The 17661-nt window shown below is 61.4% G+C and carries 13 protein-coding genes; 4 read left to right on the forward strand and 9 right to left on the reverse strand.

Features of this window, described 5'->3' with window-relative positions; genetic code table 11:
* Positions 1 to 189 precede the first annotated feature (189 nt).
* Positions 190 to 2031, forward strand: a complete 1842-nt coding sequence (gene ilvD, locus VY732_RS28065; RefSeq protein ID WP_008088424.1) for a dihydroxy-acid dehydratase — start codon at positions 190 to 192, stop codon at positions 2029 to 2031.
* A 166-nt stretch (positions 2032 to 2197) separates the two neighbouring features.
* Here ilvD and VY732_RS28070 read toward each other — a convergent pair whose 3' ends face one another.
* Entirely contained in the window at positions 2198 to 3259 is a 1062-nt protein-coding gene (locus tag VY732_RS28070; RefSeq protein ID WP_016983215.1) for a hypothetical protein, read from the reverse strand.
* Positions 3260 to 3500: 241 nt separating this feature from the next.
* On the opposite strand from VY732_RS28070, the gene VY732_RS28075 reads away from it, so the two are divergent.
* Entirely contained in the window at positions 3501 to 4892 is a 1392-nt protein-coding gene (locus tag VY732_RS28075) for an L-cystine transporter (RefSeq protein WP_038358898.1), read from the forward strand.
* A 90-nt stretch (positions 4893 to 4982) separates the two neighbouring features.
* Here the strand turns inward: VY732_RS28075 and VY732_RS28080 are convergent, their stop codons facing one another.
* Positions 4983 to 5495, reverse strand: a complete 513-nt coding sequence (locus VY732_RS28080; RefSeq protein WP_331692951.1) for a dihydrofolate reductase — start codon at positions 5493 to 5495, stop codon at positions 4983 to 4985.
* An 85-nt stretch (positions 5496 to 5580) separates the two neighbouring features.
* On the opposite strand from VY732_RS28080, the gene VY732_RS28085 reads away from it, so the two are divergent.
* Together VY732_RS28085 and VY732_RS28090 are read left to right on the forward strand one after the other, a co-directional pair.
* A complete protein-coding gene (locus VY732_RS28085) occupies positions 5581 to 6960 on the forward strand; it encodes a DUF2868 domain-containing protein (RefSeq protein WP_077574929.1) in 1380 nt (459 codons plus the stop codon).
* On the forward strand, positions 6953 to 8338 hold the full coding sequence (locus VY732_RS28090) for a GTPase/DUF3482 domain-containing protein (RefSeq protein ID WP_331692952.1): 1386 nt from the start codon (positions 6953 to 6955) through the stop codon (positions 8336 to 8338). Before VY732_RS28085 ends, VY732_RS28090 begins: the two co-directional genes overlap by 8 nt.
* A gap of 185 nt (positions 8339 to 8523) precedes the next feature.
* Here the strand turns inward: VY732_RS28090 and VY732_RS28095 are convergent, their stop codons facing one another.
* From VY732_RS28095 to VY732_RS28125, 7 genes are all read right to left on the reverse strand, one after another.
* Complete coding sequence (locus VY732_RS28095) at positions 8524 to 9084, reverse strand: phosphonate degradation HD-domain oxygenase (protein WP_331692954.1); 561 nt, start codon at positions 9082 to 9084, stop codon at positions 8524 to 8526.
* Positions 9084 to 10217 (reverse strand): TIGR03364 family FAD-dependent oxidoreductase, encoded by a 1134-nt coding sequence (locus VY732_RS28100; protein ID WP_331692955.1) that lies wholly within the window; start codon positions 10215 to 10217, stop codon positions 9084 to 9086. The genes VY732_RS28095 and VY732_RS28100 overlap by 1 nt, the downstream gene beginning before the upstream one ends.
* Positions 10218 to 10335: 118 nt before the next feature.
* Positions 10336 to 11361: a putative 2-aminoethylphosphonate ABC transporter substrate-binding protein gene (locus VY732_RS28105; protein WP_034153698.1), complete on the reverse strand. Its 1026-nt coding sequence runs from the start codon at positions 11359 to 11361 to the stop codon at positions 10336 to 10338.
* A gap of 36 nt (positions 11362 to 11397) precedes the next feature.
* Positions 11398 to 13122, reverse strand: a complete 1725-nt coding sequence (locus VY732_RS28110; protein ID WP_331692956.1) for a putative 2-aminoethylphosphonate ABC transporter permease subunit — start codon at positions 13120 to 13122, stop codon at positions 11398 to 11400.
* Positions 13122 to 14198: a putative 2-aminoethylphosphonate ABC transporter ATP-binding protein gene (locus tag VY732_RS28115; protein ID WP_331692957.1), complete on the reverse strand. Its 1077-nt coding sequence runs from the start codon at positions 14196 to 14198 to the stop codon at positions 13122 to 13124. The genes VY732_RS28110 and VY732_RS28115 overlap by 1 nt, the downstream gene beginning before the upstream one ends.
* A 221-nt stretch (positions 14199 to 14419) precedes the next feature.
* The gene (locus VY732_RS28120; RefSeq protein WP_064116303.1) at positions 14420 to 15283 is read right to left on the reverse strand and encodes a LysR family transcriptional regulator; all 864 of its coding nucleotides are present in this window, start codon (positions 15281 to 15283) and stop codon (positions 14420 to 14422) included.
* Between the two features lie 13 nt (positions 15284 to 15296).
* Entirely contained in the window at positions 15297 to 17606 is a 2310-nt protein-coding gene (locus VY732_RS28125) for a heavy metal translocating P-type ATPase (RefSeq protein ID WP_331692959.1), read from the reverse strand.
* Positions 17607 to 17661 lie beyond the last annotated feature (55 nt).

Below are 17661 nucleotides of genomic sequence, written 5' to 3' on the forward strand. Positions count from 1 at the left end.
GCCAGCGGTGTAGAATCGGCTGATTCATCGCCATTCATCCCCCGGCGGGTTTATGAGCTCAGGCTGAGACCAGCGGCGATCCCGCAACGTCATCGGCAACTTCACGGACACACGGTCATTTCTGAGTGTTCCAGACGTCAATAGAAGCTCACTCCCTTTTGATACCTGATTAGCCGCCCGGAGTGCTCCATGCCAGATTACCGCTCGAAAACATCCACCCACGGCCGCAACATGGCCGGTGCCCGCGCATTGTGGCGCGCCACGGGGATGAAAGATGACGACTTCAAAAAGCCGATCATCGCCATTGCCAACTCCTTCACCCAGTTCGTACCGGGCCACGTGCACCTGAAGGATCTAGGCCAACTGGTCGCCCGCGAAATCGAACGCGCCGGCGGTGTAGCGAAAGAATTCAACACCATCGCCGTGGACGACGGCATCGCCATGGGTCACGACGGCATGCTGTATTCGCTGCCGAGCCGCGAAATCATCGCCGACTCCGTCGAGTACATGGTCAACGCCCACTGCGCCGACGCCATCGTGTGCATTTCCAACTGCGACAAGATCACCCCGGGCATGTTGATGGCTGCCTTGCGCCTGAACATTCCGGTGATCTTCGTTTCCGGCGGCCCGATGGAAGCCGGCAAGACCAAACTCGCGTCCCACGGTCTCGACCTCGTCGATGCCATGGTAATCGCCGCCGACGAAAGCGCTTCTGACGAGAAAGTCGCTGAGTACGAGCGCAGTGCCTGCCCGACCTGCGGTTCGTGCTCCGGCATGTTCACCGCCAACTCGATGAACTGCCTGACCGAAGCATTGGGCCTGGCATTGCCGGGCAACGGTTCGACCCTCGCCACCCACAGCGACCGCGAACAGCTGTTCCTGCAGGCCGGCCGTACCATCGTCGAACTGTGCAAACGCTACTACGGCGAGAACGACGAATCGGTATTGCCGCGCAACATTGCCAACTTCAAGGCGTTCGAGAACGCGATGATGCTCGACATCGCCATGGGCGGTTCGACCAACACCATCCTGCACTTGCTCGCTGCTGCCCAAGAGGCGGAAATCGATTTCGACCTGCGCGACATCGATCGTCTTTCGCGCACCGTTCCGCAGCTGTGCAAAGTCGCGCCGAACATCCAGAAGTACCACATGGAAGACGTACACCGCGCCGGCGGCATCTTCAGCATCCTCGGTTCGCTGGCCCGTGGCGGCTTGCTGCACACCGACCTGCCGACCGTGCACAGCCGCAGCATGGAAGAAGCCATCGCCAAATGGGACATTACCCAGACCACCGATGAAGCGGTGCATCACTTCTTCAAGGCCGGCCCTGCCGGTATCCCGACGCAGACGGCGTTCAGCCAGTCGACCCGCTGGGAAACTTTGGATGACGACCGTGAAAACGGCTGCATCCGCAGCTTCGAGCACGCCTATTCGCAAGAAGGTGGCCTGGCCGTGCTGTACGGCAACATCGCCCTCGATGGCTGCGTGGTGAAAACCGCCGGTGTTGACGAGTCGATTCACGTTTTCGAAGGCAACGCGAAGATCTTCGAAAGCCAGGACAGCGCCGTACGCGGCATCCTCGCTGACGAAGTGAAGGCTGGCGACATCGTCATCATTCGCTACGAAGGCCCGAAAGGCGGCCCGGGCATGCAGGAAATGCTCTACCCGACTTCGTACCTGAAATCCAAAGGCCTGGGCAAAGCCTGTGCGTTGCTCACCGACGGGCGTTTCTCTGGCGGTACTTCGGGTCTGTCCATCGGCCACGCTTCACCAGAAGCCGCCGCCGGTGGCGCGATCGGTCTGGTGCAGGACGGCGACAAAGTGCTGATCGACATTCCAAACCGCTCGATCAACCTGTTGGTCAGCGACGAAGAACTGGCTGCACGCCGTGCCGAGCAGGACAAGAAAGGCTGGAAACCGGTCGAGATTCGTCCACGTAAGGTGACGACCGCCCTCAAGGCTTACGCCCTGCTGGCGACCAGTGCCGACAAAGGTGCTGTGCGTAACAAAGCGATGCTCGACGGGCTGTAAGCGTCAAATCGCCGAGACAAAATGCCCCGCCAATGTGCGGGGCATTTTTTTGTCGGGCTAAAGTTGTTGGTGAGCATGAGGGCCCCATCGCGAGCAGGCTCACTCCTACAGGTGAACGCATTCCAATTGTAGGAGTGAGCCTGCTCGCGATGGGAGCGACCCGGTCTTACTGAATCTCTTCAGGCTTGACGATCACCCAGTTCTTGTCCGCCGTCACCGGCAACCCTTCTTTCGCCTGCGCCGCCGCATGCTTGGCCATCATGCCGTTCAACTGCGTCATGTACTTGTCCTTGCGGTTGATCCACAAGTGAATCCCGCCCTTGGCCACGTCAACATCGTGGAACAGCATGTAACCGTCACTGGTCGGCGTATCACCACCCACCAGTACCGGTTTTTTCCATTCGTCGATGTAGGTGAGAATCGCCGCGTGCTTGCCGGCCATCCACGTCGCTGGGGTCCACAGGTACGGCGTCAACTCCAGGCCAAGGTTGGCCTTCTCGTCATATTTGCCGGCGGTAATCTGCTTGCGTGCAGTGGTCAGTTCGTTGGTTTCGCGGTTCTTCAGCAGCGTGGTCACGCCAATGACGTTCTGCGGTTTGACGTTGTAGCCATACTTCGGATCCGCCGCGACCATGCGCACCAGCTCTTCCGAGGCGGCGGTCATCACATAGACCTCGATGCCGTTCTCCATCAGCTTGTTGTAGAGCTCTTGCTGGCCGGTGAAGATCTTCGGCGGGTTGACGTCGAGTTTCTTCACCACATCGCCTTCGTAATAGGTCGCGGGCACCGGTTTGCCCGAAGCCATCAGCTCGTCGACGTAGCCTTTGAGTTCCTTGAGGGTGAAGCCGGAGAACACCTGCGCCACCCATGGGTAGCAGACCATGTCGTCGACTTCGCAAAGACGATAGTAGTAACTGAACAGGCTTTCCTTATGGTCGGCGGTGTCCTTGAACGGCATCAGTTTCAGGGAAGGATCGAGTTTGTCGCGGGTGATCAGGCCCTTGTTTTCCATGAACGGTAACAACGACTCTTCGAGGTCGTAGCGGTAACTGGTGTTGTCCATGTCGAACACCGCGTAGTTACCCTTGTTGGCGTTGGCCGCGATCATCGCGTCCAGCGCTTTGGCCTGATCGGCCGGCCAGTGTTTCAGGTCGGTGGCGAAAGCCTGAGTGGCCAGACCCATGCCCACAGCCAGTGCGACAGCCAGAAATTTCGGTGCGAACTTCATAAGCCTCTTCTCCCTGATTCAAAGAGATCGACGCTAACAAATAAGTGTGACAGTCCTCGTCTGTCAGCGACCGCCCACGTCCCTATTGCGCCAGATGCATTGCCGAGAGCGACACAGCCTTATTCCAAAAACGACGGACGACCTGCGATTTTGGTATTAATTCATTGCAAATCAAACTGTTAGGCTTGCCGGTTCGCAGTTGCCCAAGAACGCGACTGGCACAAGTCTTATCGGAGTTTTCATGAATCTGCCGCTGATCCTCAATCTGCTGGTATTCCTCGCCCTGCTATTCGGTCTGGCACAAACCCGCCACACCACGTGGAGCCTGGCGAAAAAAGTCCTGCTCGCGCTGGCGATGGGCGTCGCGTTCGGCGTGGCCCTGCACACCGTTTACGGTGCCGGCAACCCGGTGCTGAAAGCCTCGATCGGCTGGTTCGATCTGGTCGGCAACGGCTACGTGCAGTTGCTGCAAATGATCGTTATCCCGCTGGTGTTCGCCTCGATCCTCAGCGCCGTGGCGCGCCTGCACAATGCTTCGTCGCTGGGCAAGATCAGTTTCCTGACCATCGGCACCCTGCTGTTCACCACCGCGATTGCCGCGCTGATCGGCATCGGCCTGACCAACCTGTTCGGCCTCACCGCTGAAGGTCTGGTCGCCGGTACCCAGGAAATGGCCCGTCTGCAAACCATTCAGACTGACTACGCCGGCAAGGTTGCCGACCTGAATGTGCCGCAACTGCTGCTGTCGTTCATCCCGCAGAACCCGTTCGCCGATCTGGCGCGGGCCAAGCCGACCTCGATCATCAGCGTGGTGATTTTCGCCGCATTCCTCGGGGTTGCCGCGCTGCAACTGCTCAAGGATGACGTCGAAAAAGGTCAAAAAGTGATCAACGCCATCGACACCCTGCAAGCCTGGGTAATGCGTCTGGTGCGTCTGGTGATGAAACTGACCCCGTACGGCGTGCTGGCGCTGATGACCAAAGTGGTCGCCGGTTCCAACCTGCAGGACATCATCAAGCTCGGCAGTTTTGTCGTGGTGTCGTATCTGGGTCTGGGCCTGATGTTTGTCGTACACGGTTTGCTGGTGTCGGCGGCCGGAATCAACCCGCTGCGTTTCTTCCGCAAGATCTGGCCGGTGCTGACGTTCGCGTTCACCAGCCGTTCCAGCGCGGCAAGCATTCCGCTGAGCATTGAAGCGCAGACCCGTCGTCTGGGCATTCCGCAATCGGTGGCGAGTTTTGCCGCGTCGTTCGGTGCGACCATCGGCCAGAACGGCTGTGCGGGTCTGTACCCGGCGATGTTGGCGGTGATGGTTGCGCCAACGGTCGGCATCAACCCGCTGGATCCGCTGTGGATCGCGACGCTGGTGGCGATTGTGACCTTGAGTTCGGCGGGCGTGGCCGGGGTCGGTGGCGGCGCGACGTTCGCGGCGCTGATCGTGCTGCCGGCGATGGGTTTGCCGGTGTCACTGGTGGCGTTGCTGATTTCGGTTGAGCCGCTGATTGATATGGGCCGTACGGCGTTGAACGTGAGTGGTTCGATCACAGCTGGCGCGATTACCAGTCAGGTAATGCAGCAGACGGATAAAGCGTTGCTGGATGCCGATGAGCATGCGGAGTTGGCTCAGGCTTAAGTAGCGCCTGACAGACCGCTATCGCGAGCAGGCTCACTCCTACAATTGGAATGCGTTCCCCCTGTAGGAGTGAGCCTGCTCGCGATGCTTTTAGGCTTTTTCCCAAATCTCAAAGTTGTACGCGGGTTTGTCGCCCTCAGCCGGATTCGGCACATTCGACACCAGCTTCCACTGGTGCAAATCAAACTCAGGAAACCACGCATCCCCTTCCGGGCTCAACGCCACGCGAGTCAGATACAGACGATCCGCCTGCGCCAGCCCTTGCGCGTACAACTGCGCGCCGCCAATCAGCATCAGCTCATCGACGCCTTGGGCTTTCGCCCACTCTTCGGCGCGAACCACGGCAGCTTCCAGCGACGGATACACCTCGGCACCTTCGAGCACCAGACCGGCCTGACGACTGACCACAATGTTCAAGCGCCCCGGCAATGGCCGACCGAGCGAATCCCAGGTCTTGCGACCCATGATGATCGGCTTGCCCAAGGTGGTGGCCTTGAAGTATTTGAAGTCCCCCGGCAGGTGCCAGGGCATGCTGTTGTCGACGCCGATCACGCGGTTTTCACCGAGGGCTGCGATCAGGCTGAGGGGGAGTGATTTAGTCATGCCGGCGAGGATACCAGAGCCGCGCTTACCCCGATAAGCGCCACAGCGGTTATGCTCAGCGCTCATTTAAGCGACGGGACGCCGCGTGACTGAACTGACTCCACTGCAAAACCTCTGGCTGACCGAGACCGTGCGCCTGCGCGAAGAACACGCAGGCCCCCTGGAAGATCTGGAAGCCAACCGACTGGCGCGCACGGCCGGCGGCGATCTGCCGAGCCGCATTCAGCGCCGGGCGTTGTGGCTGGCCGAACGTGACGGGCTGACGGCTGCCCTCAAACACTGGCTGCAAGGCGCGCGCCTGGCACTGCTATTGATGGTGGTGCTGGCCTGCGTCACTGGTGCAGGAATGGCATTTTCTGCGCTCGGCGACGGCACGCGAGCAGTGAACATTTTCTGGGCGCTGGGCACGTTGCTCGGGGTCAATCTGATCCTGTTGCTGAGCTGGGCATTCGGCCTGTTATTCGCTGGCGAACACGCGGCAGCGCTTGGCAGGTTGTGGCTGTGGCTCAGCGAGAAATTTGCCCGGGACGCCAAAGCCGCGCAATTACCCCCCGCATTACTGGTCCTGCTGCAACGCCACAAACTCAATCGCTGGGCGATTGGCTCACTGGTCAATGGCCTGTGGCTGCTGATCATGTTCAGCGCGCTGAGCATGCTGATATTGATGATGGCCACTCGGCAATATGACTTCATCTGGGAAAGCACGCTGCTGGGCGCTGACTTCTTCGCGGCACTGACTGATGCGTTGACGGTCGTTCCCCATGCGCTGGGCTGGAGTGCGCCGAGCGTGGACATGATCCGCGTGACACTGGATACCGATTACAACCGCGTTCTGGTTCGCCAGATGTGGGCGATATGGCTGGTCGGCGCGGTGCTGATCTACGGCGTGCTACCCCGTCTGCTGTTGATGCTGTTCTGCCGTTGGCGCTGGAAACGTGGACGTGATCGCTTGCGTCTGGAGCTGAACCTGCCCGGCTACGCGCAACTGCGCGAACGCTTGATGCCGACCAGCGAACGCCTTGGCGTCAACGATCCTGAGCCTGCGCAACTGCACCGTGTCGAAAGCGGCGTTGGCGAACTGGTTAGCGAAGGCGCGTTGTTGGTCGCGATTGAACTCGATGAGCAGCGCCCATGGCCGCCCGCGCTGCCGAAAAACGTCAGCAACGCCGGCATCCTCGACAGCCGCGAATCGCGGCACAAACTCCTCGAACAACTCAGCCGCTTTCCGCCGGCGCGTCTGGCGATTGCCTGCGACCCACGGCGTTCGCCGGATCGCGGCAGCCTCGCCTTGATCGCTGAACTGGCGCGCAGTGCCGGGGAGACGCGCGTCTGGCTGCTGCAAGCGCCGCCCGGCGAAGCGCTGGATGCCGAGCGTCTCGGCGACTGGCACGTGGCGCTGCAACAGCTTGATCTGAAGTTTGCCGATTGCGCGCCGTTGAACTGGTTGGAGACGGGTCATGACTGATGCCTGGAAAGCGCCGCTGAAACTCGCGGTGGTCGGCCACACCAACGTCGGCAAGACTTCGCTGTTGCGCACGCTGACCCGCGACGTGGGCTTTGGCGAGGTTTCTCATCGCCCGAGTACCACACGGCACGTCGAGGGCGCGCGGTTGTCGGTGGACGGCGAACCGTTGCTCGACCTCTACGACACGCCCGGCCTGGAAGACGCCATCGCCCTGCTGGATTTTCTCGAACGCCTGGAGCGCCCCGGTGAACGCCTCGACGGCCCGGCGCGACTAGCGCGGTTCCTCGACGGCAGCGAGGCGCGTCAGCGCTTTGAGCAGGAAGCCAAAGTGCTGCGACAACTGCTCGCCTCCGACGCCGGTTTGTATGTAATCGACGCCCGAGAACCGGTGTTGGCCAAGTATCGCGATGAACTGGAAGTGCTGGCCAGTTGCGGCAAACCGCTGCTGCCGGTGCTGAATTTCGTCAGCAGTGCCAATCATCGTGAGCCGGATTGGCGCGAGGCTTTGGCACGGCTCGGGCTGCATGCGCTGGTGCGTTTCGACAGCGTCGCGCCGCCCGAGGATGGCGAGCGGCGGCTGTATGAAAGCCTTGCGCTGCTGCTGGAAAATGCTCGTCCGCAACTGGAGCGACTGATTGCCGATCAACAGGCCCAGCGCCTCGCCCGCCAGCAAAGTGCGGCGCGTTTGATTGCTGAATTGTTGATCGACTGCGCCGCGTGCCGGCGCAGTGTGGTCAGCGAAGCGGAGCAGGAACAGCAGGCCATCAGCGAACTGCGCAAGGCTGTGCGCCAGCGCGAGCAGAAGTGTGTTGAAGCGTTGCTCAAGCTGTATGCGTTTCGCCCGCAGGATGCGGCGGCGAGTGATTTACCGTTGCTCGATGGGCGTTGGGGTGATGACCTGTTTAACCCGGAAACCTTGAAGCAGCTCGGCGTACGGGTGGGCGGCGGTATTGCTGCCGGTGCGGCGGCGGGGGCTGGTGTGGATTTGCTGGTTGGCGGGATTACCCTTGGTGCAGCGGCACTGGCAGGGGCGATTGCAGGTGGGGCGCTGCAGACGGCGCGCAGTTATGGCAGTCGCTTGCTGGGCAAGATCAAAGGGCAGCGCGAGTTGACGGTGGATGACGGAGTGCTGCGGCTGTTGGCGTTGCGCCAGCGGCAGTTGGTATTGGCGCTGGATCAGCGCGGGCATGCGGCGATGGATGCGGTTCAGGTGGCCACGCCCCAAGACAAGACCTGGCGTGAGGGCAAGTTGCCGGAAGCGCTGAACAAGGCGCGGGCGCATCCGCAGTGGTCGTCGCTCAATCCGCAGGCGAAGTTGAATCAGGCGGAAAGGCAGGAGCAGATTGAGGCGTTGGTTGATCGGGTGCTTGAGCTTTAGATCGCTACCCCCTCACCCCAGCCCTCTCCCCCAGGGGGTAGAGGGGGAAGGGAGCAGATCTCCAGGCTTTTCAAACCTGAGTTCGGCTGGATATCTCAGGTCGATGTATAGCCCCAAACAACACGGTCGGCTCCCTCTCCCTCCGGGAGAGGGCTGGGCGGGCGGCGATCCGATGAGGGCGACAATCACACAGTAGACAACAATCTCGCAGCCTTACGCTTCAAAACCCCAAGATCCATCACCGGCACCGCCCTCTCCTTGGCCAGCTCATCCCACTGCCGCATCCGCAAACTGACTGCACACAACGGATCCCGCTCAAACACATTCGCCTCAGCCTCGGTCATCACCCCGCCCTGATACTCCAGCGTCCGCCGACTCGCCTCACTCAGCCGATCAAAATATCCCGGCTCCCGCAACGTCAGATACCGCTTGGCCTGCACGTGATATTCCACCAGCCTCGCCATACGTTCGCTGAAACCGGCCTCACGCAAATAGTCCGCACCCAGCCGTTCATGACTGACCACGCCAAAGCCGCCCATGTTCTCAGCGCCCTCGGCACACAAATGGCCGATGTCATGAAAGAACGCCGCCAGCACCACTTCATCATCAAAGCCCTCGGCGATCGCCAGTTCGGCCGCTTGGGACATGTGCTCGATCTGCGACACCGGCTCGCCGATGTAATCGCTGGTGCCGAAGCGCTCATACAACCCGAACACCCGGGCGACGACTTGTTGGTGATCCGCCATCAGATTTCCTCCAGCAACTGCGCGATATTGCGCTCAGCCAACGCCGGGCCGACGCTCATGCCGACGCCGGTGTGCATCAGCGCCACACTCAAACCCACTGCCGGGCGCAGGAATGAAAATGGCCCCGGCCCCCGGGAACCATAGACGCCCTGCCAGCGCTCGACCACCTGCACCTTGCAGCCCAGCGTCTGCTCGGCCAACTCGATCATCCAGTTATCCACTTGCTCAGCGTTGAACGGTGAAGGGTCGCTGCCGTAATGGTGCGAGTCGCCGATGATCAATTCGCCGTACGGCGTCGGGCTGATCAACAGGTGGATGCCGTTGTCGTGCAGGTGCGGTTGCTCACGGATGATTTGCGCCTGCACCGCCGCCGCTTCCGGCAGATCGGCGAAGGCGCCGTAGTGCACGCAGCTCAGGCCGGTGAGCAAGGCGTGCTGCAGATTCAGCTCGGTCGCAGGTTTGGCGCGGAGCATTTGCAGGCGGCAGATTTGCGGGTCGAGCGCAGCGATCGGCTCGGCGAGCAAGGTCTGATAATCGTGGCCGGAGCAGACGATGATCTGCTTGGCGGTAAAGCTGCCGGCGGTGCTGTGCAGGTGACCCGGCTCGACGTCGCGTACCAGTGTGGAGAAGTGGAACTCGACGCCGAGGTCGCGGCGCAGGTAATCGATCAGCGCTGGGATTGCTTCACGCGAGTACAGCTGTTGATCGTCGATACCGTGGAGGGCGGCGCGGTGGTGGCTGAACTGGCCGTTGTAGAGGTCGCGCAGCGCGGCGCCGCGCAGCAATTGAATGTTGTAACCGTGTTCCACGGCGCGACCGTTGCAGAAGGTCTCGAGCAGGTGTTCTTCGGCTTCGGTGCGGGCAAACAAGTAGGAGCCGTTGCGTTTGATTTGCAGCCCGGCGAGTTGCGCCCAGTCGCCCCATATTTCGCGGCTGGCCTTGGCCAGTTCGAGCATCGGGCCGGGTGGCTGGCCAGTGACCAGCGCCTGGCCGAAGTTGCGCACCGAGGCGCCCAGCGGCGTGGCGGTGCGTTCGAAAACGGCGACCTTGAGGCCGCGTTTGGCGGCGGCGTAGGCGTGGGACAGGCCGAGGATGCCGGCGCCGACGATGAGCAGGTCTTTGTGTTGTGTCATCTGGATATTTCCCTGAATCCAGAACCGCTATCGCGAGCAGGCTCACTCCTACAATTGGAATGCGTTCCCCTGTAGGAGTGAGCCTGCTCGCGATGAGGCCCTGTCAGCTTGCGAAGATTTACTTGGCAGCCACTTTCTCGGACTTGCCGTCATAACGCTTGCGCCACTCGGTCAGGATCTCGTCGCGATTCTTCGAGGCCCAGGCAAAGTCGTTCTTGATCAGACGCTGCTCGTAATCCGCCGGCAATTCGGTCTGCGGCTTGGCGATCCCCGGCTGCGCAAGAACAGCGAAGTTCTCCTTGTACAAATCCATCGCCTCGGCACTCGCCGAGAAGTCAGCCAGTTTCTTCGCGGCCTCTTCATGCGGCGTGCCTTTGATCACCGCAGTCGCTTCGATCTCCCAGCCCAGGCCTTCCTTCGGCAAGATGATGTCCAGCGGCGCGCCCTGACGCTTCAGCTGTACCGCTGGGTATTCAAAGGAAATCCCGATCGGGAACTCGCCCGCCGCTGCTAACTTGCAAGGCTTGGAACCGGAGTGAACGTACTGGCCGATGTTCTGGTGCAGACCGTCCATGTAGGCCCAGCCCTGCTTCTCGCCAAAGGTTTGCAGCCAGGCGCTGACGTCGAGGAAACCGGTGCCGGACGACGCCGGATTCGGCATGACGATCTTGCCCTTGTACTCAGGCTTGGTCAGATCCTGCCAGCTCACCGGTTTGCTCAAACCCTGCTTCTCGGCTTCGACGGTGTTGAAGCAAATCGTCGCGGCCCACACATCCATGCCGACCCAGGCTGGCGGGTTGGCGGCGTCGCGGTAGTTCGCGCCGATCTTGCCGAGGTCCTTCGGCGCATAGCTTTGCAGCATGCCTTGCTGATCGAGGATCGCCAGGCTCGAAGCCGCCAGACCCCACACCGCGTCAGCCTGCGGACGGGCCTTTTCGGCGAGCAGTTTGGCGGTGATGATCCCGGTGGAATCACGCACCCATTTGATCTCGACGTCCGGGTTGGCCTTTTCGAAGGCTTCTTTGTAGGACTTCAGTTGCTCGGCTTCGAGGGCGGTGTACACCGTCAACTCGGTTTTTGCCGCAAAGGCATTCAGGCTGAAAGTAGCGAGCACAGCAGCGGCCAGGGCCATAGGCTTGAACATGATCGTTTTCCTGTAATGAGTTGAACGGGGTTGGAATCAGTGACCGGGCGCGGTTTGCCGCCAGGCTTGAGAACGGCGCAGCAAGCCGCGCGAAGCCCACGCCAGCAGCAAGGACACGCCCGCCGAAGTGAACAGAATCAGGGTCGACATCGCCGCCGCGCCGCCGACGTTGCCGGCGTCATCCATGTTCAGCACCGCGACCGCCGCAAGGATGGTGTCGGGGCTGTAGAGGAAGATCGCCGCCGACACCGTGGTCATCGCCGAGACAAACAGGTAGCGCACGATGTCGAGCAGCGCCGGCAGGCAGATCGGCACGGTGACGCGCAGGTAATGCCGGTACAGCGGCGCCTTCAGCGACAGCGCGGCGGCTTCGAACTCGGCGTCGAGCTGGCGCAACGCGGTGGTCGCGGTCATTTGTGCGGTGGTCAGGTAGTGCGCAATAGTGCAGACGATCAACAGCGTCATCGTCCCGTAGAGCACATGCAGCGGGTTACCCGTGAGGTTGAAGAAGAAGACGTAACCCAGACCAAGCACCAGCCCCGGCACCGCCATCGGCACAAAACTGAGCATGCGCAACGCCAGGTTGAGGCCGCGCTGATCGCGGGTTTTCTCCATGAGATAAGCGCCGGTGAAAATCAGCACACTGCCGATCAGCGCTGTGCCCAAGGCCATTTTCAAACTGTTGCTGTAGGCCAGCCAGCCACCGCCGGCGGTTTCGTTGAACTGATAGTGATTGAGCGACAGCGACAGGTTGTACGGCCAGAACTTCACCAGCGACGAGAACACCGCCATGCCGAACACCAGAATCAACGCCGCGGAGATCAACAAAACAATCGCCAGATAGCAGCCATCACGCAACTTCGACGGCGCCGGTTTGAACACCTGAGCGCGACCGCTCATGGAATCACCATGACGACGGCGCAGCCAGGCATCAACGCCGAAGCTGAACAGTGCCGGCAGCAACAGCACCATGCCGATCAAAGCGCCGCGACCGAATTGTTGCTGGCCGACCACGGCTTTGTAGGCTTCCAGCGCCAGCACTTGATAGTCGCCACCGACCACCACCGGCACCCCGAAATCGGTGATGGTCAGGGTGAACACCAGACAGAACGCGGCGAACACGGCCTGCCGCGTCGCCGGCCAGGTGATGCTGCGAAACGCCTTGGCCGGACTGGCGCCCATGCTCGACGCAGCGTCGAACAATCGCGCATCAGCCAGCGACAACGCCGAGAGCAAAATCATCAGCGCATGGGGAAAGGTGTAGATCACCTCGCCCAGCACAATCCCCCAGAACCCGTAGATGTTGTCCGAGAGCAGCCCGCGCAACATGCCCTGATTGCCGAACAGATAGACCAACGCAATCCCCGGCAGCATCGACGGCGCCATCAGCGGCAACAGAGAAATTCCGCGCCAGATACCTTTCGCCGGAATCAGCGTGCGTTGCAGCGCGTAGGCAAACAGGTAGGCCAGCGGTACGACGATGGCCGCGACGCTGAGGGAAACTTTCAGGCTGTTGCCGAGCAGCCAGTGGAAATTCTCGCTGGTCACCAGTTCCTTCGCCGCGACCCAGCCACCGCCCTGCCCGGCTTCACTGCTGAAGCCGCGCCAGAAAATCGCCAGCAGCGGCAGCAACACCGCGACGCCGAGCAACAGCAGCAAAAGGACTTTGCCGCCGACGACAAAAATGCGGTCGCCGATCTCGGCTTTCGAAGTCTGGCGCACCTGCTTGTGCGGTAGCGGCAGCGCGAGGTTGCTGTTCATCAGGCAAACACCTGCAGGCTGCGCGGCGGCAAGGCGACCATGATCTGCTGAGCGCCGAGGCGCGGCATGGCTTCCGGGGCGAGTTCGGCGAGCAGTGCGTGGCCCGGCAGTTGATCGAGTTCGAAGCTCATGCGGCAGCGGTTGCCGAGGAAGGTGATTTCGCGGACTTTGGCCGGAAACAGGTTTTCTTCGTGCACCGGCGGATTGACGTTGATCGCTTCCGGGCGGCAGAACAAACGACCCGAGGCGCGCTGAACGCTGCCGTCGCTGAGGCGCAGGTTCATCCCGCCGACCTGCGCGTGGCTGTCGCTGTTGCGCTGGAACGGCAGCCAGTTGCCCTGGCCGACGAACTCGGCCACGAACGGTGTGGCCGGGCGGTTGTAGATTTCCTGCGGCGTGGCGTACTGCTCGACGCGGCCGTTGTTCATCACCGCGATGCGGTCGGCCATCAGCATGGCTTCGTCCTGATTGTGCGTGACCATCAGGGTGGTGATGCCGAGGTTGCGTTGCAGTTGGCGCAGCTCGGTGCACAGATGCTCGCGGACGCGGGCGTCGAGGGCCGACATCGGTTCGTCGAGCAACAACAGCGATGGTGCCGGCGCCAAAGCGCGGGCCAGCGCGACACGCTGTTGCTGGCCGCCGGACAATTGGCCGGGGTACTTTTTCTCGCTGCCGGTGAGGCCGACCAATTCCAGCATCTGGCCGACGCGACGGCGCACTTCATCACGACCGCTGCCGGCGAGGCCGTAGGCAATGTTCGCTTCGACCGTCAGATTGGGGAACAGCGCGTAGGACTGGAACAGAATCCCGTAGTCGCGGGCTTGCGGGGCGAGGTGCGAGACGTCGCGGTCGCCGAGGTACAGCTCGCCGCTGTCCTGTTTTTCCAGACCGGCGATGCAGCGCAGCAACGTGGTCTTGCCGCAGCCCGACGGGCCAAGCAGGCACACCAGTTCACCGGCGGCGACGTCGAGGGAGACGTTATCCAGTGCGGTGAACGCGCCGAAGCGTTTCTGCACGCCGCGCACTTTCATCGGCGCACCGGGGTTGGTCAGGGCAGTTGCGATGGCAGGATTCATGGACAGACCTCATCAAGCAGATGGGGCCAATCCTAGAGTTGTAATGCGTCCGTCATGTGGCAGTGAGGCAAAAACGGCCGATAGTGGTATTCAGGGATTTTGGTTCACCAGAGATCGTTCCCACGCTCTGCGTGGGAATGCCTCATCGGACGCTCCGCGTTCGGCTGTTGGGACGCAGAGCGTCCCGGGCTGCATTCCCACGCGGAGCGTGGGAACGATCATTACGCGGGGGACATTTCTTGGGCCAAGCCTAGGAACGCCGCCGGCAACCGCGCGCCCTTGCGCTCTTTCAGGCAATAAAGGTACTCCGGAATCTGCGGCGCATTCTCGATCGTCAGCACGCGCAACTGCGGATCATGCGGCACTTCCTGCCGCGCAATGATGCTGATGCCAATATTGCGCAACACCGCCTCACGAATCGACTCACGACTGCCAATCTCCAGCAACGGCCCGAAACTGACCCCGGCGCTGGCCAGCAACTCTTCAGTCAGCCGCCGCGTGGTGGAACCCGACTCGCGCATCAACAAGGTATGCCCGGCCAACGCACTCAACGCCACATGCTCCTGCGCCGCCAACGGATGATTGCGATGCACCGCCAGCACCAGCGGATCAGTGCCGAGCACCCGGCGAATCAACCGCGCGTCATCGAGCAATTGCGACGACGCGGCGATGTCCACGCGGTAATCCTCCAGCGCTTCGAGCACCTGCTGTGAATTACCGATTTCCACCGACACTTCCACTTGCGGCAGACGCTCGCGAAAGGTCTTCACCAGATCGAGGATGTAATACGGCGCCGTCGCCGCGATGCGCAAAGTGCCCTGCACCTGACCGCTGTTGCGCAGGAAAAACTCGATGTCCGCCTCTTGCTGCAACAGCGTCTTGACCATCGGCAGCAGCCGCGCGCCTTCGTCGCTGACACTGAGGCGTCGACCGCCGCGATAAAACAGCTCCACCGAATACTGACTTTCCAGATTGCGGATCTGCGTGGTCACGGTCGGTTGGCTGAGGCCGAGTTTTTTCGCCGCCAGCGTGATGCTGCCCAGGCGGGCGACCATGTAAAACGCTTTCAGCTCGGCACTCAGCACAACCTTTCCTCATTTATTTGCGCAGCAGGCGCAAACCGTTGAACACCACCAACAGGCTCACGCCCATGTCGGCGAACACCGCCATCCACATGGTGGCGAGTCCGGCGAAGGTTACCGCAAGAAAGATAGCCTTGATCACCAGGGCCAGCGCGATGTTCTGTTTCAGGATGCTGGCGGTGTTGCGCGACAGGCTGATGAACGCCGGGATCTTGCGCAGATCATCGTCCATCAGGGCGACATCGGCGGTTTCAATCGCGGTGTCGGTGCCGGCAGCGGCCATGGCGAAACCGATCTCGGCGCGGGCCAGTGCCGGGGCGTCGTTGATACCGTCGCCGACCATACCGACTCGCCGGCCCTGCTTGTACAGGTCTTCGATGGCTTGCAGTTTGTCGGTCGGCAGCAAGTCACCACGGGCCTCGTCGATGCCAACCTGCGCGGCAATCGCCTGGGCGGTGTGGACGTTGTCGCCGGTGAGCATCAGGGTTTTCACCCCGAGTTCATGCAACTGACGGATCGCTTCGCGGCTGGTTTCCTTGACGGTATCGGCCACGGCGAACAGCGCCAGTGGACCGGAGCTGTCGAGCAGCAGCACCACGGATTTGCCCTGTTTCTCCAGCGCGAAGAGTTTTTCTTCCAGTGCCGGCGAGCACAGGCCGAGTTCTTCGACCAGACGATGGTTACCCAAGTGATAGGTCTGGCCGTTGATGTCGCCTTTGACGCCACGCCCGCCCAACGCTTCGAAGTTATCCACAATCAGCGCTTGGAAGTTTTTATCCACAGCAGCCTTGGCGATGGCCAGAGACACCGGATGATCGGAACGGCCGGCCAACGCAGCGGCGATTGCCGGGGCCGTGGCATCGGCGGTTGGGTCGAGGGACAGGTAATCGGTCTGCACCGGTTTGCCATGGGTGATCGTGCCGGTTTTATCCAGTGCCAGATAATCCAGTTTGAAACCGCCCTCCAGGTACACGCCGCCCTTGACCAGAATGCCTTTGCGCGCCGCGGCGGCGAGGCCGCTGACGATGGTCACCGGAGTCGAAATCACCAGTGCACACGGGCACGCGACCACCAACAGCACCAGCGCGCGGTAGATCCAGTCGAACCACACGGCGCCCATGAACAGCGGCGGAATGATCGCCACGGCCAAGGCAAACACGAACACTACGGGCGTGTAGATTTTCGAGAACTGATCGACGAAGCGCTGGGTCGGCGCACGCGCGCCTTGAGCCTGTTCGACGGCGTGGATGATCCGCGCCAGAGTCGAGTTGTTCGCTGCGGCGGTGACCGCGTACTCCAGCGAACCGGCCTGGTTGATGGTGCCGGCGAAGACTTTGTCACCGACGGTTTTTTCCACCGGCAGGCTTTCCCCGGTGATCGGCGCCTGATCGATGGTCGAACTGCCGCTGACCACCTCACCGTCCAGCGCAATGCGCTCGCCGGGCTTCACCCGCACGCGGGCGCCGAGTTCGACGCTTTTCACGTCCTGCTCAATCCAGCTGCCGTCAGCCTGCAACACCGTGGCTTGTTCCGGCGTCATCTGCATCAGGCCGCTGATCGCGTTGCGCGCACGGTCCAGCGAGCGCGCTTCGATCAGCTCGGCAACGGTGAACAGGAACATCACCATCGCCGCTTCCGGCCACTGGCCGATGAGGATCGCACCGGTGACGGCGATGCTCATCAGCGCATTGATGTTGAGGTTGCGGTTCTTCAGGGCGATCCAGCCCTTTTTGTAAGTGGTCAGGCCACCGCTGAGAATCGACACCAGCGCGATGATCGCCACCACCCAAGTGGGTGCCGCATTGGTGAAATGAATGACTTCAGCGGCGAGCGCGCCGACACCGGACAACGCCAGCGGCCACCAGTGTTTTTTCACCGGCGCCGGGGCTGGCGCTTCGACGCCCGTCTCCAACGGCTCGGCGTGCATGCCGAGGGATTTGATCGCTTCGGTGATCGGCTCGGTACCCGGCAGATTGTGGGTCACGCCGAGTACGCGATTGATCAGGTTGAATTCCAGCTGCTGCACGCCGGCGAGTTTGCCGAGCTTGTTCTGGATCAGCGTCTGCTCGGTCGGGCAATCCATCGCCTCGATGCGGAAACTGCTCAACCGCGCATCGGCGCTGGTTTTTTCGCTCAATTGCACCAGCGCAGGCGCGGCGGCTTTCGATGAGCAGCAGGAATCTTCGTGCGCATGAACCGGTGCCGGCGCTGCAACTTTCGACCCGCAGCAAGAATCGCCGCCCTGTGAATGCTTATGCACAGGCTGCAATTTATGACTGTGATCGTGGCCGTCGCCGGGCTTGTGGGTGTGCTGGGAATCGCTCATTGGTCGCGTCCATGAAGGTGCCTGTTGCCAAGTAAAGACCCTGTAGCCACTATAG

The sequence above is a fragment of the Pseudomonas sp. ZY71 genome (genome assembly GCF_036542145.1).
GTDB classification, from domain to species: domain Bacteria; phylum Pseudomonadota; class Gammaproteobacteria; order Pseudomonadales; family Pseudomonadaceae; genus Aquipseudomonas; species Aquipseudomonas koreensis_A.